This window comes from Lacicoccus qingdaonensis (assembly GCF_900101075.1).
GTDB lineage: Bacteria > Bacillota > Bacilli > Staphylococcales > Salinicoccaceae > Lacicoccus > Lacicoccus qingdaonensis.
Window position 1 is genome coordinate 16,978 of the sequence record NZ_FNFY01000011.1, and the last position, 20,099, is coordinate 37,076.

Annotated in this window: 21 protein-coding genes; 8 read left to right on the forward strand and 13 right to left on the reverse strand. The window is 44.5% G+C overall.

The window, feature by feature from the left end; all coding sequences use genetic code 11:
- Positions 1–3 precede the first annotated feature (3 nt).
- The 6 genes from BLR15_RS07495 to BLR15_RS07520 form a co-directional block, all read right to left on the reverse strand.
- Complete coding sequence (locus BLR15_RS07495; protein WP_092986273.1) at positions 4–1,677, reverse strand: ABC transporter ATP-binding protein; 1,674 nt, start codon at positions 1,675–1,677, stop codon at positions 4–6.
- 68 nt (positions 1,678–1,745) lie between these two features.
- Positions 1,746–2,525: an ABC transporter permease gene (locus BLR15_RS07500; RefSeq protein WP_092986193.1), complete on the reverse strand. Its 780-nt coding sequence runs from the start codon at positions 2,523–2,525 to the stop codon at positions 1,746–1,748.
- Positions 2,526–2,548: 23 nt separating this feature from the next.
- On the reverse strand, positions 2,549–3,364 hold the full coding sequence (locus tag BLR15_RS07505) for a glycosyltransferase family 2 protein (protein ID WP_092986195.1): 816 nt from the start codon (positions 3,362–3,364) through the stop codon (positions 2,549–2,551).
- A gap of 4 nt (positions 3,365–3,368) precedes the next feature.
- Positions 3,369–4,523, reverse strand: coding sequence for a glycosyltransferase (locus BLR15_RS07510; protein WP_092986197.1), 1,155 nt, complete (start codon positions 4,521–4,523; stop codon positions 3,369–3,371).
- A gap of 21 nt (positions 4,524–4,544) precedes the next feature.
- Complete coding sequence (locus BLR15_RS07515; protein ID WP_092986275.1) at positions 4,545–5,666, reverse strand: glycosyltransferase; 1,122 nt, start codon at positions 5,664–5,666, stop codon at positions 4,545–4,547.
- 138 nt (positions 5,667–5,804) lie between these two features.
- Complete coding sequence (locus BLR15_RS07520; RefSeq protein WP_092986199.1) at positions 5,805–7,112, reverse strand: UDP-glucose dehydrogenase family protein; 1,308 nt, start codon at positions 7,110–7,112, stop codon at positions 5,805–5,807.
- Between the two features lie 234 nt (positions 7,113–7,346).
- On the opposite strand from BLR15_RS07520, the gene BLR15_RS07525 reads away from it, so the two are divergent.
- A complete protein-coding gene (locus BLR15_RS07525) occupies positions 7,347–8,660 on the forward strand; it encodes a nucleotide sugar dehydrogenase (RefSeq protein WP_092986201.1) in 1,314 nt (437 codons plus the stop codon).
- Positions 8,661–8,708: 48 nt separating this feature from the next.
- Here BLR15_RS07525 and BLR15_RS07530 read toward each other — a convergent pair whose 3' ends face one another.
- Complete coding sequence (locus BLR15_RS07530; RefSeq protein WP_092986203.1) at positions 8,709–9,452, reverse strand: glycerophosphodiester phosphodiesterase; 744 nt, start codon at positions 9,450–9,452, stop codon at positions 8,709–8,711.
- A gap of 161 nt (positions 9,453–9,613) precedes the next feature.
- On the opposite strand from BLR15_RS07530, the gene BLR15_RS07535 reads away from it, so the two are divergent.
- On the forward strand, positions 9,614–10,075 hold the full coding sequence (locus BLR15_RS07535; protein WP_092986205.1) for an S-ribosylhomocysteine lyase: 462 nt from the start codon (positions 9,614–9,616) through the stop codon (positions 10,073–10,075).
- A 5-nt stretch (positions 10,076–10,080) separates the two neighbouring features.
- On the opposite strand, the gene BLR15_RS07540 is transcribed toward BLR15_RS07535, so the two are convergent.
- The 6 genes from BLR15_RS07540 to BLR15_RS07565 all read right to left on the reverse strand — a co-directional run bounded on the left by BLR15_RS07540 (position 10,081) and on the right by BLR15_RS07565 (position 14,613).
- Positions 10,081–10,788, reverse strand: a complete 708-nt coding sequence (locus BLR15_RS07540) for a DUF1129 family protein (RefSeq protein WP_092986207.1) — start codon at positions 10,786–10,788, stop codon at positions 10,081–10,083.
- Positions 10,775–11,119, reverse strand: coding sequence for a PadR family transcriptional regulator (locus BLR15_RS07545; protein WP_092986209.1), 345 nt, complete (start codon positions 11,117–11,119; stop codon positions 10,775–10,777). Before BLR15_RS07545 ends, BLR15_RS07540 begins: the two co-directional genes overlap by 14 nt.
- Before the next feature lie 427 nt (positions 11,120–11,546).
- The gene (locus tag BLR15_RS07550; protein ID WP_092986277.1) at positions 11,547–12,464 is read right to left on the reverse strand and encodes a DUF7916 family protein; all 918 of its coding nucleotides are present in this window, start codon (positions 12,462–12,464) and stop codon (positions 11,547–11,549) included.
- Position 12,465: 1 nt separating this feature from the next.
- Positions 12,466–12,963 carry a GNAT family N-acetyltransferase gene (locus BLR15_RS07555; protein ID WP_092986211.1) on the reverse strand — a complete coding sequence of 166 codons (498 nt, stop codon included), beginning with the start codon at positions 12,961–12,963 and terminating at the stop codon, positions 12,466–12,468.
- Between the two features lie 8 nt (positions 12,964–12,971).
- Positions 12,972–13,571 (reverse strand): response regulator, encoded by a 600-nt coding sequence (locus tag BLR15_RS07560; RefSeq protein ID WP_092986213.1) that lies wholly within the window; start codon positions 13,569–13,571, stop codon positions 12,972–12,974.
- 1 nt (position 13,572) lies between these two features.
- The gene (locus BLR15_RS07565; RefSeq protein ID WP_092986215.1) at positions 13,573–14,613 is read right to left on the reverse strand and encodes a sensor histidine kinase; all 1,041 of its coding nucleotides are present in this window, start codon (positions 14,611–14,613) and stop codon (positions 13,573–13,575) included.
- Positions 14,614–14,729: 116 nt separating this feature from the next.
- Here BLR15_RS07565 and BLR15_RS07570 point away from each other — a divergent pair, with 116 nt between their 5' ends.
- From BLR15_RS07570 to BLR15_RS07590, 6 genes are all read left to right on the forward strand, one after another.
- Positions 14,730–15,656: an ABC transporter ATP-binding protein gene (locus tag BLR15_RS07570; RefSeq protein WP_092986217.1), complete on the forward strand. Its 927-nt coding sequence runs from the start codon at positions 14,730–14,732 to the stop codon at positions 15,654–15,656.
- A complete protein-coding gene (locus tag BLR15_RS07575) occupies positions 15,656–16,708 on the forward strand; it encodes an ABC transporter permease (protein WP_092986219.1) in 1,053 nt (350 codons plus the stop codon). The genes BLR15_RS07570 and BLR15_RS07575 overlap by 1 nt, the downstream gene beginning before the upstream one ends.
- Positions 16,695–17,828 (forward strand): ABC transporter permease, encoded by a 1,134-nt coding sequence (locus BLR15_RS07580; RefSeq protein ID WP_092986221.1) that lies wholly within the window; start codon positions 16,695–16,697, stop codon positions 17,826–17,828. Before BLR15_RS07575 ends, BLR15_RS07580 begins: the two co-directional genes overlap by 14 nt.
- 36 nt (positions 17,829–17,864) lie before the next feature.
- Positions 17,865–18,014 (forward strand): hypothetical protein, encoded by a 150-nt coding sequence (locus BLR15_RS14030; RefSeq protein WP_176754092.1) that lies wholly within the window; start codon positions 17,865–17,867, stop codon positions 18,012–18,014.
- Positions 18,015–18,093: 79 nt separating this feature from the next.
- The gene (locus BLR15_RS07585) at positions 18,094–18,990 is read left to right on the forward strand and encodes a fructose bisphosphate aldolase (RefSeq protein ID WP_092986223.1); all 897 of its coding nucleotides are present in this window, start codon (positions 18,094–18,096) and stop codon (positions 18,988–18,990) included.
- A 170-nt stretch (positions 18,991–19,160) separates the two neighbouring features.
- Positions 19,161–19,928, forward strand: coding sequence for an NRDE family protein (locus BLR15_RS07590; protein WP_092986225.1), 768 nt, complete (start codon positions 19,161–19,163; stop codon positions 19,926–19,928).
- Positions 19,929–20,099 lie beyond the last annotated feature (171 nt).

The following is a 20,099-nucleotide window of genomic DNA, read 5'->3' on the forward strand; positions in this document are numbered from 1 at the left end:
ATACTATTTATACGTCGTTTTCTGATTGACATCCTGATTCTTTGGCGGCTGTTTCGTGTTGACTTTGCCGGTGCCGGACTTCTTGTTCACAACCTTCTGCTGTCTGTTGCCTGACCCGTTGATATTGCCTTTGACAGCGCCTTGTCCACGTCTGACCGGCCGTTTCTGTATAGGCTTCATCAAAAGACCCTGCGACTCTTTATATTTATAGACCGCCTCTTCAACAGTGCCGTCGAACATCACCCCGCCCTGGTCCATCCATATGCCACGTGTACATATCTTTTCGATGAATGACAGGCTGTGTGACACGATGATCACCACTTTCGCCCGGCTCATCATTTCCTGTATACGTTCACTCGCCTTCTGCTGGAATGCAAGGTCGCCTGTAGATAATGCTTCATCTACGATAAATATGTCCGGCTGCAGATTGGCTGCGATACTGAAGCCGAGACGCGCCTTCTGGCCGCTCGAAAAATCTTTTACAGGTTTCTTGACTTTATCACCGAGACCGGTGAATTCGATTATCTGATCATATTTTTCATCCACACGCCTTTTGGGGATCCCAAGCAGTAATGCATTCAGATAAATGTTATCTTCACCTGTCAGATGTGGGTTGAATCCCGTACCGTAGCCGAGCAGTGCCGAAGTTTCACCGTACAGTTCCATATGTCCCGCATCCGGCCGCAAAATTTTGGTGAGCGTCTTGCAAAGCGTACTTTTTCCGGCTCCGTTATGGCCGATGATACCGACCACTTCGCCTTCTCTCACTTCAAAGTTGACGTCTTTAAGCGCCCAGAAATCACCGGTGGTCAGTTTATATTTCACACTCACGTCTTTCGCCCGGATGACGACATTATCCGTCATCTCAGTCTCAGTCTTTCTGAGCTCGAGCTTCCTGCGCTTTCTCTGGACATTCCTTTTCGGCACTGTTGCACGATAATTGGCAATGACCGTCTTCGGATCGCCGATTTCACGGATTTCACCATTGTCGATCCACATGATCCTGTTGCAGTTTCTCTGTGCATATCTCAGACTGTGTGTGACAAGGATGACCATCTTTGCATCTTTGACGAGTGACTTCATCTTGGCCGAAGCTTTTTGTGAAAACTTCGCGTCACCGGTATTCAACGCCTCATCGATGACCAGTATTTCAGGGTGGAGATTTGCCGCCACGCTGAAACCGAGCCTCGATTTCATACCGCTTGAATAATACTTCATCGGCTGCTCGAAAAATTCGCCGAGATCTGAAAAGTCCTTTATATCCTGGATATACTTGTCGATTTCCTTCTTATCTATACCCAGCATCAGACCGTTCAAATACACATTTTCCCTGCCTGGCAGTTCCTGATTGAATCCCATACCGAATGAGAAGAGTGCGGTGACTTTGCCTTTCACTTCCATCACACCGTAATCTTCTTTCAGTATACCCGCGATGATTCTCGACAGTGTCGATTTCCCTGCACCATTCGAACCGATGATGCCGAGTATCTCACCTTCCCGGCCTTCAAAGGTTATATCTTTAAGCGGGTGTATCAGGTTTCTTTCCGGCAGTTTCCATGTCTGGAAAAAATCGAGTATTCTGGATTTGAAATCTGCGGCATGATTCCCTGAGAAAAAGGAGATGCCCACGCCTTCAGATTTAATGACCGTTTTTTTATTGTCAGTTTCTTCATTCATTTTTGAATCTTCCTGTACAGCCAATTCAAAAACCCTCTTTATATAAATTTCGTTTGTCCAATGCTGTTTTACATCGCTTTGATGATTTTATATTCATTTTTGCTGTAGTACCATATCATGAATACGATGACCGCTGCCGATATTACAAAGATGATGCCGAGACCCAAGAAATTCGGCAGGCTCGCATACATCAAAATATCCCTGTAGGCAGTAACGATGACGGCAATCGGGTTGTACGTCACAGCCCAGCCATATTCCGGCGGCAGTCTCCCGCCTTCCCAAATGATGGGAGAAGCATAGAAGAATGCACGCGTCACATATTGGAGCACGTTTTCAATATCCCTTACAAAGACAGTCACATACGCGAGAATCATTCCGATTGCGAGCAGGAATGTCGTCTGTATGATGATGAGCAGCGGCAGAAATACAATTTCCCACCCCGGCATCACACGGAACCATGCCAGGAACCCGGCAATCACTATGAACCCGAACGAGAAGTTGAACAACTGGGTCAGTGTGAATGATATCGGGAACAGCGACTTCGGCAGGTAGACCTGGCTCACGATCGAACTGTATCTCATGATCGACCCTGACGATGAGTTAAGCGTCGTACTGATACAACGCCATACAATCAGCCCGATGACGAGAAATAGCGGGAAGTTCTCCGTATCCCCGCGGTCCAATATGACTACAATAAGAAAATAAAAAACCAATACGTTAAGAAGTGGATCAAGCAGCCACCATAAATAACCAAGATAGCTGTTGCGGTGTTCCGCCTTCAATCCGGACCGCACCAAATAATACAACAAGTCCTTACGACTCAACATTTCCTTTAAATAAGTTTTCATAATTACTAATGACACCGCCTAGTTTACTCCCGGCCGGAATTCTTTTTCCCGGCCCTTTTGTTTACAACCACTTTATATTTAATCAGATCTTTTATGGCAATGACTGCATAATGGCCAAAATACCACAGCGCTTTCGGCAGGCTCTGCTTCTCGATATGCCTGAAGACATACCAGTTCCTTTTGGCAGCCTTCCATTTGTTGCTTGAGATGGAGTCTCCGACCACTCTGTACTTTGCAAGCACTTCCTTAAGTCCGTATGCCGTGTAACCCTGCCTTGTCAGACTGAGCCATAATGCATAATCCTGGCGGGTACGGATATCCACCATTTTCACTTCGCCGGTCTTTTCAGTATCTATCATCACAGTCAGACAGCCGATGACACAGCGTTTCATCAATGCATCCCAATCCACCGTCTCCGGTGCTTTTGAAATATAGTCCGTTTCAGTACCGTCTTCGAGTGTCCGGACATATTCCGTAAAGGAAAAAGCGATATCTTCATTCTGCATGAATTTGAGCTGACGTTCCAATTTTTCGGGGTACCAGCCGTCATCGCTGTCCAGGAATGCGATATAGCGCCCTCTTGAATGCTCGATTGCGGTGTTTCGTGCAACTGCTGAACCTGAATTTTCTTCAAGTTCTATCAGTCTGATCCGCTCATCCTTGTCCTGCATTTCCTTGATGAGGCGGACCGTGTCATCTTTGGATCTGTCATCAACGATGATCATTTCCCAGTAGGGATATGTCTGATCTATAACTGTCTGGATCGTTTCTGTGATGAACGCTTCCGAGTTGTATGCGGGAGTGATGACCGAAATCATCGGCTTTTTATCATGAGTCATAGTATCAGACCTCCTCTCCCGTACCGGAAGATAATTCTTGATTTAAAAGTCCGTTATACCAGCGAATCAATTTATATTCCTGAGTCTGCCAGTTTAATTCTTCTTTTACAGCTTTTTTGCCGTTTCTGCCCATCTTTGATGCTTCTTCAGGGTTGTTCTTAAGATAATCAAGCGCTTCTTTTATCGCTTCATCATCTTCCGGATCGACAGCGATGCCGCATTCGTATCGCTCTACAAATGCTTTCCACACCGGAAAATCAGAACAGATGACGGGAATGCCTGCATTCATATATTCAAAGAACTTTGTCAGCTCTTTTTTCTTATAATGTTCCGTCGGCGGGAACAATGCAACACCTGCAAGCCAGTTTCTTTCAAGATATCTTTTTTCAATCACTTCTTTTTCAACGAAGCTGTCGATACCTTCTATATGAAGTTTATTTTTTTGTTCACCTGCAACTTCATACATTTCGCGAGCCAAGTCACCCGGGCATTTACCGACAAAATGGACACTGAGTTCCGAATCGATAACAGGGAGCTTGGCATGGTATCTCGCTCCACGGACGTGTGAAACATTTCCTGTATACAGGACTTTATTTTCAACTTTACCGGTTCTGTCATGCTCGATAAATTTTTCATTGACGGTTGGATAGTTCAATATCCATACACCGTCCGGATACATTTCTTCATAATACTTCTCGGCAAGTGACAGACCCATGCCTTTCGTAAAGAATTTCTCCAACAGCTTATATCCGGACACCGCTATTTTTTTCACTTGTCCGTTCAGATATTCTTTCTGCATGATACTTGTAATGTAGTCCTCATGAATATCATATACGACGACATGGTTCTGCTTTTTAAGCAGCCATGCAGCCGGCAGAAGTTCCGGGTCATGAAAAGTTATGATATCCGCATTCAGCGCACTAGCTTTCTTATAAGCATCATACGTCCCGAAAATCATGCGTCTCAAACGGCTTTTATATGTTTTAAGTAATACATGATTGATTGTTTTATCACCATCGTTCCCTTTAGGGTCACGCCTGGCAATCAGTGTGACATCAAATCCTGCCTTCTCAAGTGACTTGCATTGTTTATGGTAGATTCTCGGATCGTATGGGTGATGGACGGTAGTCATGTGTACTACACGCTTTTTTGTTTCCATAATTTATCTCCTGTTTTCCAATTATTTATCCAGCACTTCTGTAAACATCTGTTCATACTGCCTGATGATTTTATTTACATGAAATTCTTCTGCACGCTTCAGACCTTTTTCAATGATGCCTGCTCTTTCACCGTCGCTGAGTGTAAATATATGATTGATGCCTGCTGCAAGCGCCTTTTCATCGGACGGTTCGCACATATGGCCGAATTCTCCGGACGCCAGTACTTCATCCGCTCCGGGATGCGCTTTCGTCGATACGACCGGTGTACCCGTTGCCATCGCCTCTGTCAGCACATGCCCGAATCCTTCTCTTACAGATGACAGGACGAACAGATCTGCATGTTTGAAGTAGGCGTATGGATTATATCTGAATCCGGCAAAATGGACGGAGTCCGCGATATTCAAATCGTCTGCAAGCTGCTTCAGTTCAGCTTCCAACTGACCTTCGCCAAGGATGAAAAGATGACTGTCATCATGATTTTCCTTAACTATTTCAAATGCTTTCAACAGTGTTTTCTGGTCTTTGTCAGGGTGAAGCCGTCCTGCCGTGATAATCGTCCTGCCGCTGTTCTGGAAAATTACTTTGTGCTCGTCGGAGAGCTCGTCTTTTGCCATCATGTCCCGGATTGCCTCAATATCAACCGGATTGTATATAATATCAATTTTATCAGAATTCACTTTATATCTGTTAATAATATTCTTTTTGACACCCCTCGACAGTGCGATCACTTTGGACGCACGCCTGTAAAGCCGGCCTGCAAAACGCAGTTTAATATTTTCCTTCACACTGCCCCCGAGGTAGGCTGCTTCCCTGACGACATTTTTTGCCGGAGAAAATGACAGCATAGTCGCAAGGAGTGCGATGATATTATAGTTTGGAATCGTGCTGAATACGAGGTCTGCACGCTCTTTTCTGATGACTTTTGAAAGAGGCAGTATTGCACTGCGGAGCCTTTTTATATCAAGCTTTATAAATTTCACATCATCATTGATAGACTTCTCGTAGCTCCCGTCGTGATTGAGTGTCACAAGGACTGGCGTGAACTTTGTCCGGTCAATATTATTAATGATATTGAGCAGTGTTCTTGCTGCACCGCCGCCGCCCATCTGGTAAATGAAAAACAATATTTTTTTCTTTTTCACGATATTCAGCCTTTCCAACAACCGGTATTTCACCTCGAATATTATATCATAAACACATTAGTAAACAAGTTATCACACATACTGTGACCACTCCGTAATGCAAAAAAGCCGACTGTAAAGTCGACTTTTCACTGGTGTTTATTTTCTGACTGAAGGACGGCCAATGGAGTGATATTCCACACCGCTGTTTTCAGCCTCTTTTAAAGTGAAGCAGTTTCTGCCGTCAAATATCACCGCTTCATTCATGAGATTTTTATATTCATCGAGCGGGAATTCCTTGATTTCCTGCCATTCCGTCAAGATGATCGCGATATCCGCATGTGCGACAGCCTCTCTGATATCAACTGCATAGTTCACTTGATCCGACAAAATATTTTTAGCATTATCCATCGCAGCCGGATCATAGGTATGGACTTCAGCGCCCTCTTCGATAAGTCTTGCCGTCACGGAAATTGAAGGGGCTTCGCGCAGATCGTCCGTATTCGGCTTGAAGGCAAGTCCAAGCACCGCCACTTTCATTCCTTCGAGAGAATCGAAGCGCTCTTTGACTTTATCAACGATGATGCCTCTCTGGCGTTCATTTGAATCCACGACATTTTCAAGGATCTGCATATCATACGAAGCATCTTTCGCCACTGAGATGATCGCTCTCGTATCTTTAGGGAAGCATGAGCCGCCGTACCCGATGCCCGCATTTAAAAATGCACCGCCGATTCTTCCGTCCATGCCCATCCCTTCTGCAACATCATCAATGTTCGCACCGATCTTTTCGGATAAGTTTGCCATTTCATTGATGAAGCTGATCTTTGTCGCAAGGAACGCATTGGATGCATACTTTATCATTTCTGCACTCCTTAAGTTCGTCCGGACAATCGGCAGATTGAATCCGGCATTGACCTCTTCCAGCGCATCAAGCACCGTCTCTTCCTCGGCCCCGATGACGATGCGGTCTCCGTTGAATGTATCGTAGACGGCAGAGCCCTGTCTTAAAAATTCCGGGTTGGATGCGATTTTTATTGTCACATCATTAACCAGCCTGTCCTCGATCTCTTTTTTGATATATTCATTCGTCCCGACAGGTACCGTACTTTTCGTTACGATGATGACATCTCTTGTGAGGTGGGATGCCAAAGATTTACATACCGCATTCACCGACGTAAGGTCAGCTGAACCGTCATCATTTTGGGGTGTGCCGACAGCAATATAAACGATGTCTTTGTCTTGCAGCCCCTCTCTATAGTCCGTTGTAAACTTCAGACGGGACTGGTTTATGTTTCTATTGAGAAGCTCTGTCAATCCCTCTTCATATATCGGGCTGACACGCTGTTTCAAAGTTTCGATTTTTTCTTCATCAATATCTATACATGTCACATGATTGCCGATTTCAGATAAACAGGCGCCTGTGACAAGTCCCACATATCCTGTGCCGATTACTGCGATTTTCATAAATCTTTACACTCCCAGTTTTTGCCTCACCATTGAATATACCGGCAAAAATTCCATCTGTATTTTATAACATTCATCTTTTTATTATATAAATCACATTCACTAATTTTATCATATGCCCTGTGAACATTCTACTTTATGAATGGATTGGATGCATGTCATCGTGATAAAATGTATAATAATGGAGATGGAAATACAAGCGAGAACAGTTGAAAACAGAAAGGTACAGATGTTATGAATATATATGAAAAATTGGAAGCCCGTGAAGAAAACCTGGCGGTCATCGGCCTCGGCTATGTCGGCCTGCCACTTGCAGTAGAATTTGCAAAGAAATACAATGTCATCGGCTTCGATGTGAACCAGGAGAAACTGGACCAGTATATAAACGGCAATGATGTGACAGAAGAAGTCGGAGATGCGGCACTTGAAAATACGACAATGGCATTTACGAGTGACGAGTCTGAGCTTCAAAAATCAAAATTCTTTGTCGTTTCGGTCCCGACACCGATCAATACGGATAAGACACCGAACCTGACACCTGTGATCAGCGCGAGTGAAACTGTCGGCATAAATCTCACTGAAGGTTCGATTGTCGTTTATGAGTCTACGGTCTATCCCGGCACGACGGAAGAGATCTGCATTCCGATTCTGGAGGAGAAATCCGGTCTCGAGTATGGCAAAGATTTCAAAGTCGGCTATTCGCCCGAACGTATCAATCCCGGAGATAAGAAAAATACACTGACGCAGATTGTCAAAGTCGTATCCGGTTCGGACGATGAGGCATTGAAAGAGATTTCTGACATCTACAGCTCCATCATCGAAGCCGGCGTCCATGAAGCGGAATCCATTAAAGTCGCGGAAGCTTCAAAGGTGATTGAAAATTCTCAGAGAGATATAAATATCGCCTTCATGAATGAACTGTCGATGGTGTTCAACAAGATGGACATCGATACGAACGCGGTGCTCGAAGCTGCCGGCACCAAATGGAACTTCCTGAAGTTCACGCCCGGCCTTGTCGGCGGACACTGCATCGGCGTTGATCCGTACTACTTCACTTACAAGGCTGAACAGCTCGGCTACCATTCACAGATCATCCTCGCGGGCAGAAAGATCAATGATGATATGGGTAAACATATCTCGAGCAATATCATCAAAAAGATGATTAAAGCCAAGCAGTTGATAGACGGAGCGAGAGTTGCAGTTTTAGGGTTGACTTTCAAGGAGAATGTGGCAGACGTCCGCAATACCAAAGTGACCGACATCATTGATGAACTTGAGGATTACGGCGCCAATGTGCTGGTCCACGATCCGGTTGCGGTGCCTGAAGCTGTGGACAGAGACCTTGGCATCCAGCTTGTATCCGACGAAGATCTGACCGATCTCGACTGCGTTGTCCTTGCTGTACCACACGCTGAGTATCTTGAGAAAATCAATTTCGACACCCTGGATAAATTATTCAAAGATGACCGTAAAGTGCTCATAGATGTAAAGAGCATACTGGATAAAAATGAATTTGAATCCAAAGGATATCTCTACTGGAGCCTTTAATAACTGCATGAATAAAAGCCTTCATTCCATAATGAAGGCTTTTATCATTCATTGTTCTTTTATATCGAGTGCAGTATCCGGGTAATCGGTGATGATGCCCCGGACGCCTGCATTGATCAGCTGCTGCATCTGTTCTCTGTCATTCACTGTCCATATTCTGAAGAATATGCCTTTCTCTTTCATGAGTTCAATATTTTCAAGAGCGGATTTGACATTCAGGTGAATGGCTTCCAAATCATATTTATCTATCATCTCTTCATAATTTTCAGGCAGTTCGTTGGTGAGGTAAGCAACTCTCACATTCGAATCGTGCTTTTTCAAACGTTTCAACGTCTCCAGGTTGAATGATGAGAACACCACTCTTTCCTTCATGCCATGAGAAGCGACAACATGGTGCACTTCCCTTTCAATTCCAGGGTAATCATGGACATCTGTTTTCAGTTCGATGTTGATGACCATATCATTATTGGCAACGAGAGCAAGCACTTCGAACAATTCGGGCACTCTTTCTTTGTGCCATGTATCATTATATTTTGGCAGTTTTTTAAACTTCATGCCCGTTGAAACTTTCTTCAGCTCAAAAATTTTCCAATCTTTGATCAGACCCTTACCCGTCGTTGTACGGTCCACGTTTTCATCGTGCATCACCACGACTTGTTTATCTTTCGTCAAATGAACATCAATTTCAATGCCATCTGCACCCATTTCCTGGGCTTTATTGAAGCCGAGCATCGTATTTTCCGGGTAATGTCCCATAGCTCCGCGATGGCCGAATATTTTAGTCGTTGGCATTATTCATATCCTCCAATTTCATTTGCATACACAAATCCATTTATAGTCATTATAAGATATAATATATTAAAAAAACACTTTCAACGCTGTTTCCTGTCCTTTGTATTATCCAGTTTAATCATATATCATTATTTTAACAAAACTTTTAAGGAGAGAGTACTATGACAAAGATGAATGTCGAAAGTTTTAACCTCGATCACACGAAAGTCGCTGCACCATATATCAGACTTGCCGGAACAAGTGAGGGCGAACATGGTGATGTCATTTATAAATATGACATCCGATTCTGCCAGCCGAATAAAGAGCATATGGAGATGCCGGGACTTCATTCCATCGAACACCTCATGGCGGAAAACGTCCGCAACCATCATGATAAAGTAGTCGACCTGAGTCCGATGGGATGTCAGACAGGCTTTTATTTATCAGTATTGAATGATGATAATTACGACAACATCCAAAATGTCATGGAAAAGACATTGAACGATGTTTTAGAAGCCGATGAAGTACCGGCATGCAACGAAGTCCAGTGCGGCTGGGCGGCAAGCCACAGCCTTGAAGGCGCCAAAGAAATCGCCAAAAAAATGCTCGCCGGCCGTGACCAGTGGGATAAAGTATTCGGTTAAACAGGCTATGCTTGTTCAGAGACTTCCTTCTCTGGATGAGCTTTTTTATTTATCCATTTGCTGAGGCCGTATAAAACTAAACCTGCTGCAACATACGTCCACCACTCCATATTGATGACAGGACCGAAATCAGGAACAAATAAAGCTGCTGCCATGATGGTGCCAAAACCGATCATTCCGTAGACAGCCGCCTTCAGCATGGCCATCCGTTCCGCCTTTTTCGGATTATCTTTAAACAATGATTGACGGAGCAGTCTGAATACCACTCTGATTGCTGCGAGAACAATGACAGTAATCAGGATGCCCAGAAGTATCATGTTTCCGACGCCGACTGATGTGTCAACTGCCGTGAAATAAGGAAGTATGAAAGTCATGACGCCTTGAACAATCAGTAAAAATGCGGCAATTCTTAAAAACTGTCCGGCAATAAAACCAGTGCGTCCTCTTTTCTTTTCAGAAGGCAGTTCAGCAATCAGTTCATCTGCGAAGCTTTTCGGATCATTACCGAAAATCTCGTCGGCTGGTACACCATCCGCCTGAGCTTCGAGCAGGTGATTCAAAATCTCCATCAAAATTTCCTCTCCCTGATGTTCATCGATCCTTAGATCTGTTCTCAAATATACTAAAAAATCTTCATACACTTTTTTATTATCTTCTGTAAGCTGTTCACGCTTGTCATTGTTCTCCTGAATCAGCGTTTTAGTCATCTCCATTATTCACATCCCCTTTTCCAAGAAGTTTATTGACCGGGATTACTATGTTTTCCCATTCGTCAGCAATATTTTCAAGTTCGATTTCTCCTTCAGAGGTTAAAAAATAATATTTCCGCTTCGGCCCCGCCGGCGACTCCCTCTGCTCACTAGTGATGTAACCCTTCTTTTGAAGACGCAGCAGCACCGGATATATCGTACCCTGAGTAATTTCAGGCAGACCCGCATCCTGGAGCTTCAGTGCCAGTTCATAACCATAGACAGGCTGTTCCCTGATGACCGTCATAATACATGCATCCAGAATTCCTTTAAGCAATTGAGTTCTTGACATGATTCATCCACCTACTTTGTATAACCATATAGTAACATAATAAAATACTACTCGGCAATACCAAGTAGTTAGTTTTGATGGATTTTATTTAATCAGGGACATCTTGGCTGCTGGAATCATCTCAAAGTAATCGGTGCGGGTGCGGATCCGAGCATATCCGGATTTCACACCGACTTAATCGTTTTCCAGTGACAAATCCGAGCATATCCGGACTTCACATCGACTTAATCGTTTTCCGATGCACAATCCGAGCATATCCGGACTTCACATCGACTTAATCGTTTTCCAGTGACAAATCCGAGCATATCCGGACTTCACATCGACTTAATCGTTTTCCGATGCAAAATCCGAGCATACCCGGATTTCACGCCGACTTAATCGTTTCATCCGCCAAACCACTCTCCCTTGACCGATGGTACGAATGCACAATCTACCGGTTAACCGACCGGCCCATCCGGACGTATGTGTGACGGCGGCCGCGTACGGCTATGGAGTACGTCATGATATTTTCCGGCACTGCAATACCGTAATACCCTGTGTCCCCCAAATGATACATATCCGCACCTGCCATCTTGGAATTGAGCGCAATCTGTCTGATTGTATGTTCATCCGCACCTTCCTGCGAGGTTCCGATCGTAAGCAATGCAAGTGCCCCATTTTCATGCGCACAGTCCACATATTTCTGCGCTTTATCCACAGTCATCCCGGGTACAGTTCCCGGCGCCGGCATCAGTATGATATCTGCACCTGCAGCGGTAAACTGCTCAATCACATGTTCAGAAATGATGTCTCCGCCCGATTCACCAGAAACACCTGCACCGTGCATCTTGCCTGAAATAATCAGACCGTCGTCTCCGAAAATTTTCCGCGCGTTCCTGATTGCCTCAATCGTCATTTCATTTGTCACACCTGTTTTCGGGTTGCCTGTCATACACACGAAATCAAACCCCAGCTCACGGGCACGCTCCAGACTCTCAGCCGAAGCGAGTCTCCCGTCCGGCACTTCATCCAAAGTTTCATGCGCATCTGCACCGGCATCCACCGGCTCCAGATTGATCCCGACCGGCCGTCCGAGCAGCCGCTTCAATTCATAGACGACTTCATCGCCGTTCTCAACGTCCAGTCCCCTGACCGCAGGATCAGACACATCAAACAGATTCAAAAGAACGATATCCGACCCGAACGACGCTGCGAGTTCCGCATTCGTAATATCCGGATACAGCGGTTCCGGCGTGGTCATCGTTTCAGTCATGATCACCCGGCCCTCACTCGCCCTGATCGACTGCTTCAGCTCCCGGCCCGTCATATTAAAAAAATCCGATGCACTGCAATCCAGTAATCTCTTCATATTATTCAAGCTCCCTCTTCATCCTTAATGATCTCTGAACTTCTCCTGTACCCGTATCCATCTCTTTCACACTTTGAAAATAAAAACCGTTGGACTCGTAAAACGGCAGGCCGAGCGAATTTCCCTCCTGCACAGACGCCCACTGGACAGACGCGCCTTTTTTCTTGAAATGTCCGGTAAATACGTGGAGCAGCTGTTTACCGATCCCCATGTAGCGATAGTCCCGGTCCATGTAAAAGACAAACACTTCATTTTCACTGCCGCTGATCATTCCGCCGCCGATGACGCCGGCGACGGTGTCATCCACTTCAGCCACAAAGCTGTACTGCCCCTTTTTGATATCCTGTGCCACTTTATCCAGCGAATACCAGAACTTCACATTTTTAAGTTTATAAGTATCAGACAACCGGTCATCGACAGTATCCAGCCAACCGTTCCGGCAGATTTCAGCGACTCTTTCTGAATCTTCCACGCGTACTTTTCTGATTTTCACTTCCATATGACCCCCTAGTTTTTATAATAATATACCGCAAGCTGTGTCCGGTCTCTCAGCTCCAGTTTGCCGAGCATCTGGGATATATAGTTTCGGACGGTGCCTTCACTCAAATATAACCGTTCGGAGATTTCTTTATTGTTCAGACCGTCTGCGACCAATTCGAGAATATCCCGTTCACGCTCTGACAGTTCATCCAGTTTTTTACGCCTGGACGTTCCTGACATGCTTTTGACGATATTGCTGTCGAACACCATATTGCCCGCTTCTATCGCCTGTACGGCGGGGATGATGCCGGTAAAGTTATCTTTGAGCAGATACCCTTTGCACCCCACCCGCAATGCTTCGGCTATATATTCATCGTCTTTGAACGTTGTGATCAGCAGTATATTCGCATCTTCATATCTGTCCAGAATCATCTTGCTCGCATCGAGTCCCGTCATATCTTCCATACGGATATCCGTCATCAGAAGATCCGGCTGATGGGTTTCAAACAGCCGGACAGCCTCCCTGCCGCTTGAGCCCGATGCCACAACCGTATGACCTGCACTTTCCACAATCGTTGTCAGTGCTGAAACCACCAGTGCGTCATCATCCACTATGATTACGTTCATTTTATATTTCCTCCTTATACAGGAAAACATGGACTTTAAAGCCATCATCATCCATCGTATTGAAAACGCCGTTATACTTTCTCACGGTCTCCTTCATCGACTGGAGCCCCATGCCGTGTTCCCTCTTCTTGCTGCCGCTGCCGTCATCATTGATTGCAACGATGATATATTCCGGATGCTCCCTGATGATGATGCTTACCGCCGCCGCATCTGAATGTTTGCGGATGTTCGTCAAAGATTCCATGACGATGGATAAGAGATCCAGTTTCAATTCATGGGACATCGTCATCTCGACATTATACTGAAAATCGACATCATAATCCGGACGCATATCATCGACATAACTTTCCACCCTGCTTCTGAAATCGATTGATGTATCATACAGATGGTGGATGCTGTTCCTGATATCGTCCATCCCGGACTTCAACCGTTCCTGAAGCGTCTTCAAAGAGGATTTTATTTTCTCTTCATCATCCACATACTGCAGCGATTCTATCAATAAAATGCTGCCAGACAGTGAATGCCCCAGCGCATCATGCATATCGCGCGCGATTCTGTTACGTTCATTCAGACTGGCGCTGAACACTTCTTTTTCATGACTTTTCATCAGTTCGTTGTGCTTTTCCTTCAACTGCATATTATCATGGGTCAGCCGGTCCCTGATCTTCCGATTATCCGACTCCAGCGACATGAGTTTCAAGTTCAGTGCCGACAAATAAAAACCGGCCAATGAAAACAAAAGCAGCAGCCACTCTTCATATATTACAAACATCAGTAACAGCAGGTATGACCATATACCGTATTTGTTATGTACACGCAGCGTCAGCAGCGGAAAATAATAAATCCACTCCGTATTCATGAATACAAGTACCGTAAACAGAACCGTGACGATTTCCAGCAGATATTTCACCTTCAGTACTTCAGGAAGAAACAGAATGATAAATGCCGTCAGCACTATGAATACGCTCGCCTCATCGCTGAACAGTACATAGATCACCGTCAGCATCATGAACACCGTCATTTTTTCCAATATATCACGCATCTTATCCACCCCGTTTCATGACAAATGTCATATCACTTCATTACAGGAGGCACTGACCTCATCTCAAATTATATTATAAACTTAAATTAACAAATGTAATAGGAGGGTCTTAAAAAATGATACTGATGAAAGATGTGATCAAACGATATAAAGAAGTCATCGCACTGGACCATTTTTCATTTTCAGCCGGTGAAAATGAAATCATCGGTCTGCTCGGTCCGAATGGCTGCGGTAAAACGACGGCCATAAACTGCATGCTCTCCATATTGAAATTCGATAAGGGCGAAATTGAAATTTTTGGAGAAAAAGTCGATCCGAACAATAATGATATAAAACAGCGCATAGGCGTGGTGCCACAGGAAATCGCGATATTCAATAATCTGAATGTCGTCGAAAACATCAGTTTTTTCTGCGGGCTTTATGTTAAAGACAGCAAAACCCGTAAAAAGCTGGTGGATGAAGCGATCGAGTTCGTCGGTCTTGAAAAATACCGGAAATTCAGCCCGCGACAGCTGAGCGGCGGTATGAAAAGACGTCTGAATATCGCCTGCGGCATCGCACATAAACCGGACCTTCTGTTTCTTGACGAGCCGACCGTCGCAGTGGATGCACAGAGCCGCAACTTTATACTTGAAGGCGTCAAGAAGATGAAGGATAACGGAACGACCGTTGTCTATACGACCCATTACCTGGAAGAGGCTGAAGATCTTTGTGACCGCCTTGTCATCATGGACAACGGCCGCAATATCGCACAGGGCACATTGAATGAACTGCAGAGATCCATCTCCACACAGGAAAGCATTACGGTCAGTTTTTTAGATGATGAAGATCTGCGTAAAAAACTCAAATCACTGCCCAATGTCGTCAATGTCGAAAAGAGTGGTGAGATTTACACCATCCAGTTTGAAAAACACCAGAACAATTTGCCTAATCTCATAAAATTCATTGAGGAGAACCAGTTGACCTACACGCAGATTTCAAGCGAAAAACCATCACTGAGCAACATCTTCCTGGAGCTGACAGGCAAGGAGTTGAGAGACTGATGGGTATTTTCAAAATGACGTACCAGATGATGCTGATCAATTTCAAAGATTTCGGCTACTGGTTCTGGACGCTGCTCTATCCGCTTCTTTTGTCCACACTTTTCATACTGACAACATCCAATATTACCGGTGACGGCATGGAAGATATTCCGGTCGGCATTACAGAAGACCATCAGCTGACGGTCATATTGGAGGATGTTGAATTTCTCGAAGTGACGGAAACAACAGAATCAAAAGCGCTGACTTTGATGGAGGATAACGAACTGTCTGGATTCATTACTGAAAATAATGAACTGCTTGTGACTGACAGCGGTCTGGATCAGACGATACTAGAATCTGTTTTGAATGAAATCACCCAGATGTTTGAAAGCGGCATTCCACCGGAAAATTTTTCCTTTGATAATGATTTCATTGTGGAAACGCATGCCGACCGTGAACCGCAGGTGGTCATGTTCTACTCTCTTATCGCCATGATGGTGTTCTATACTATGTTTTCGAGTATCGAGTTCATCACAACGGTGCAGCCGAATTTGAGCACGATGGGTGCGAGGTTCCAATCGAGTCCATACAGCAAAGTGAAACTGCTGATGGCAAGTGCCGTCGGTGCCCTCAGCCTCGGACTTCTGACCAATTTCATCATCATTACCTATTTGATGATATTTTATCAGGGCACATTATTCAGTACACTGCTGCCGACCGTAATCCTTCTGATTTTCGGTAATATCTCCGGTATAGGTATCGGCTTTGCCATCGGTCTCTTTCCGAAAATCAATGCAAACTTCAAAACATTCGTCGGCCTCATCGTTTTACTTGCACTGACATTCAGTGCGGGGATGATCGGTCCCGGCGTGAGGATGCTGGTGAATGAACATCTGCCGCTGCTAAACAGCCTCAATCCGGTGGCGCGGGTGACAGATACACTGTTCAGAATCAATCTGATGGACAACTTTGATGATTACATGATGACACTCGGCATTTTAATCGGAATTGCGGTCGTCATGTTCATATTCACTTTATTCGCCTTGAGGAGGAAACAATATGACAGTCTTTAAAGGGATGCTCCTCCACTTCTGGAGATATAAGATAATGGTCATCATCGTCACTTTTCTGTTCTTCGGCATCGCGGTGCTGTTCGCGCAGAACCAGTCCGGGGAGGCTTTTGAAACCAGTTCAATGGATATAAAAATCGTCAATGAGGCAGATTCTGAAATTGCCGATGGTCTGATCGACCATTTGAGTACGAATAACGATGTGGATGTCGTCAATGATTACGACAGAGATCAGGTGGTTGAAGAAATTTATCTGATGGAAATTGACGGCGCTGTGGTGATCGATGAAAATATCGAGTCAAAATTCGTAAACGGTGCTTCAGCGGTTGAGTTGTTCACCGACCCGAGAGGCACCGGAAGCATCCATTTGAATAATGAAGTGTCAAAATACTTCCGGTTTCTGGATGCAGATTACAATTACACAGGCACAGTCGATACGGAAAATACATTATCGACACTTGAACACGGCATCACGGTAAATATTGCCGATCCTGAAAATACTGCGGAAGCATCCGACTTTGAAGGAATGAAGTTTTACACAAACTTTGCAGGCTATATCATCATGCTGCTGCTTCTTATGTTCATAGGGAACATCATGACAGAATTCAATCAGCCGGAACTGAGAGACAGGGTCAGAGTGTCGCCTCTGAAGACCGTTTCATATACAGCGCAGATCATCAGTGCACAAAGCATCATGGGCATCTTTTCCGTACTCATCCTGTTTTTCGGCGGGATATTCATCAGGTGGGACAGTCTCGACGGTGTGCCGCTGGATAAAATTTTCGTCGCACTCCTGCTGATCAGTCTTTTCACCCTGTCATTGCAGTTTGTCATCTCTTCACTCACGACGAATAAATTTCTAATCAATGGCATCGCAAATTTCATCTCCATCGGTATGGCATTTCTTTCCGGGATATTCATTCCTGAAGAGGTACTTGGGGAGACGGTGCAGAATATCGCGAGATTCCTGCCGTTGTACCACTTCACCCAGATCTACGCAGAACCCGGCATCACATGGTCCGACAGCTTCACCCACGTGACGATCCTGCTTCTTTTCATCATAGTGATGCTGATCATTGGAATAATCTTTGAAAATAAAAGAAAAAGTTCATTTAATCTATAATATTTCGGGTAAAATAGTAATCAGGGGTGGATAATTATGAAAACAAAAACATTGAGTGCAATGACCGAAAAGGGGCTGGACAAGAAAATCGATGAGTTCATGTATGAAAATGCATATGCCGAAATCATTGATATTAAATTCTCTGCGGCCAGTGTATTTGCAGTGCTTATCCTTTATAAGGACTGATACTGATTAAATCATTGCATGAAATGCCTTTATTTAGCATAATGATAATTGAAGAGTAAATTATTTAGGAGTGATTTGAGTGAATCAGGAACAATTTAACAGAATGAAGAATGATGATGGGTTTATCGCTGCACTCGACCAGAGCGGCGGCAGTACTCCAAAAGCTTTGAAAGCTTATGGAATTGATGAAGATCAGTACTCAAACGAAGAGGAAATGTTTGATCTGGTGCATAAAATGCGCTCACGTATCATTACTTCACCTTCTTTCAACAAAGAAAGAGTTCTTGCAGCAATTTTATTCGAACAGACCATGGACCGCACAATCGACGGAAAATATACTGGTGATTATTTAGCGGATAAAGGCATTGTGCCATTCTTAAAAGTGGACAAAGGCCTTGCTGACGAAGAGCACGGTGTTCAGCTTATGAAACCTATGCCGGACCTGGATGATCTGCTGTCACGTGCAGTAGAACGCAATATCTTCGGTACGAAAATGCGTTCCAACATTTTGGAAGCCAATGAATCAGGCATCAAATCCGTTGTGGAACAGCAGTTTGAAATTGGTAAGCGCACGGTCGCTTCCGGTCTTGTACCAATCATCGAACCTGAAGTGAGCATCCACGCCGAGGAAAAAGAACAGATTGAAGAAATTCTTAAAAATGAAATCATGGATCACTTAAATCAATTGAACGATGATGAATATGTCATGCTGAAACTTACAATTCCGACAAAAGCAAACCTCTATAAAGAGCTTATCGACCACCCTCAGGTCGTAAGAGTCGTTGCACTTTCCGGCGGATACACGCGCCGTCAGGCAAATGACAAGCTGAAAGAGAATGAAGGACTGATCGCGAGCTTCTCAAGAGCCCTTGCTTCCGACCTGAAAGAAGAATTGTCGGATGACGAGTTCAATACGACATTGGATGAAGCGGTAGAAGACATCTTCGATGCTTCTGTCCATAAAACATTGAAATAATCAGTTTAAACAGACGGATGGATACTTTCCATCCGTTTTTTTTTATGTTCTGAGCCGGTACCCATATCGCGGGCTGTGCCGGCATTCACCGCCTTAAAATCAACATATTGGAGCACACTGCCGATTTTAAGTATAATATTATGTAACTTGAAACCGATAGGAATGATTCCATGTGTCTAATCAACTTTCAGCTGAATGACCACAGCAAATATAAACTCGTTATGGCTGCGAACCGTGATGAAGAGTACAGCCGTCCGACGAAAGCGGCACACTTCTGGGAAGAGAACCCTGACATTCTGGGCGGCAGGGATCTCCGTGGTATGGGAACATGGCTCGGCATAACGAAGAGCGGCAGAATATCCGCCCTGACAAACATCCGCAATACAAAAGAGCTTCTGTCCACACACCAGAAATCCCGCGGTCATCTTGTAAGCGGCTATTTGACGGGCGATCAGAATCCGGCTGATTATTTAAATGACATTTCAAATACCGGCAGCGACTATGCAGGATTCAACCTGCTCGTCGGCGATCAGGATGAGATGTTTTATTTGAACAACTATGATAATGAAGTCATCAAAGTCGACATCGGGCTGCACGGCCTGTCCAATCATCATCTGGATACGCCATGGCCGAAGGTCGTCAAAGGCAGAGAAGGCTTGAAAAACATCATGGAAAATGATGACGGCGATATCGATGCGCTGTTCCGCCTGCTCAGAGATAATGATACCGCTGAAAATGAAGACCTCCCCGACACCGGCCTGTCAAAAGAGATTGAGAAAAATTTATCTCCGCTGTTCATCAACATGGACAAATACGGCACGCGGTGCTCCACCGTCATTTTGATCGATTACGCCGATAACGTCACTTTTGTGGAACGCACCTATTCAGACGGTGAGCAGACCGGCGAAGAAAGATTCGAGTTTAAAATCGAAAATTGAACATATTAAAGACCACGCATAATAAAAGCTCATAATGCTGAACTTATGCGTGGTCCTCATTTCATATTCACAAATGTCATTTTTATCAATTATATTAAACCGATTAACGATAATACCGCTGCGATGACTACTATGAGACCAATAATATAAATAATACTTCTCATTTTTACG

Excerpts from the sequence above, each read along its gene's own strand:
- BLR15_RS07530 (WP_092986203.1), bottom strand. The coding sequence starts at position 9,452 with ATGCCAACGACTAAAATATTCGGCCATCGCGGAGCTATGGGACATTAC.
- BLR15_RS07535 (WP_092986205.1), top strand. The coding sequence starts at position 9,614 with ATGACAAAGATGAATGTCGAAAGTTTTAACCTCGATCACACGAAAGTC.
- BLR15_RS07550 (WP_092986277.1), bottom strand. The coding sequence starts at position 12,464 with ATGAAGAGATTACTGGATTGCAGTGCATCGGATTTTTTTAATATGACG.
- BLR15_RS07555 (WP_092986211.1), bottom strand. The coding sequence starts at position 12,963 with ATGGAAGTGAAAATCAGAAAAGTACGCGTGGAAGATTCAGAAAGAGTC.
- BLR15_RS07525 (WP_092986201.1), top strand. The coding sequence starts at position 7,347 with ATGAATATATATGAAAAATTGGAAGCCCGTGAAGAAAACCTGGCGGTC.
- BLR15_RS07520 (WP_092986199.1), bottom strand. The coding sequence starts at position 7,112 with ATGAAAATCGCAGTAATCGGCACAGGATATGTGGGACTTGTCACAGGC.
- BLR15_RS07565 (WP_092986215.1), bottom strand. The coding sequence starts at position 14,613 with ATGCGTGATATATTGGAAAAAATGACGGTGTTCATGATGCTGACGGTG.
- BLR15_RS07590 (WP_092986225.1), top strand. The coding sequence starts at position 19,161 with ATGTGTCTAATCAACTTTCAGCTGAATGACCACAGCAAATATAAACTC.
- BLR15_RS07510 (WP_092986197.1), bottom strand. The coding sequence starts at position 4,523 with ATGGAAACAAAAAAGCGTGTAGTACACATGACTACCGTCCATCACCCA.
- BLR15_RS07575 (WP_092986219.1), top strand. The coding sequence starts at position 15,656 with ATGGGTATTTTCAAAATGACGTACCAGATGATGCTGATCAATTTCAAA.
- BLR15_RS07540 (WP_092986207.1), bottom strand. The coding sequence starts at position 10,788 with ATGGAGATGACTAAAACGCTGATTCAGGAGAACAATGACAAGCGTGAA.
- BLR15_RS07495 (WP_092986273.1), bottom strand. The coding sequence starts at position 1,677 with ATGAATGAAGAAACTGACAATAAAAAAACGGTCATTAAATCTGAAGGC.
- BLR15_RS07580 (WP_092986221.1), top strand. The coding sequence starts at position 16,695 with ATGACAGTCTTTAAAGGGATGCTCCTCCACTTCTGGAGATATAAGATA.
- BLR15_RS14030 (WP_176754092.1), top strand. The coding sequence starts at position 17,865 with ATGAAAACAAAAACATTGAGTGCAATGACCGAAAAGGGGCTGGACAAG.
- BLR15_RS07505 (WP_092986195.1), bottom strand. The coding sequence starts at position 3,364 with ATGACTCATGATAAAAAGCCGATGATTTCGGTCATCACTCCCGCATAC.
- BLR15_RS07500 (WP_092986193.1), bottom strand. The coding sequence starts at position 2,525 with ATGAAAACTTATTTAAAGGAAATGTTGAGTCGTAAGGACTTGTTGTAT.
- BLR15_RS07570 (WP_092986217.1), top strand. The coding sequence starts at position 14,730 with ATGATACTGATGAAAGATGTGATCAAACGATATAAAGAAGTCATCGCA.
- BLR15_RS07560 (WP_092986213.1), bottom strand. The coding sequence starts at position 13,571 with ATGAACGTAATCATAGTGGATGATGACGCACTGGTGGTTTCAGCACTG.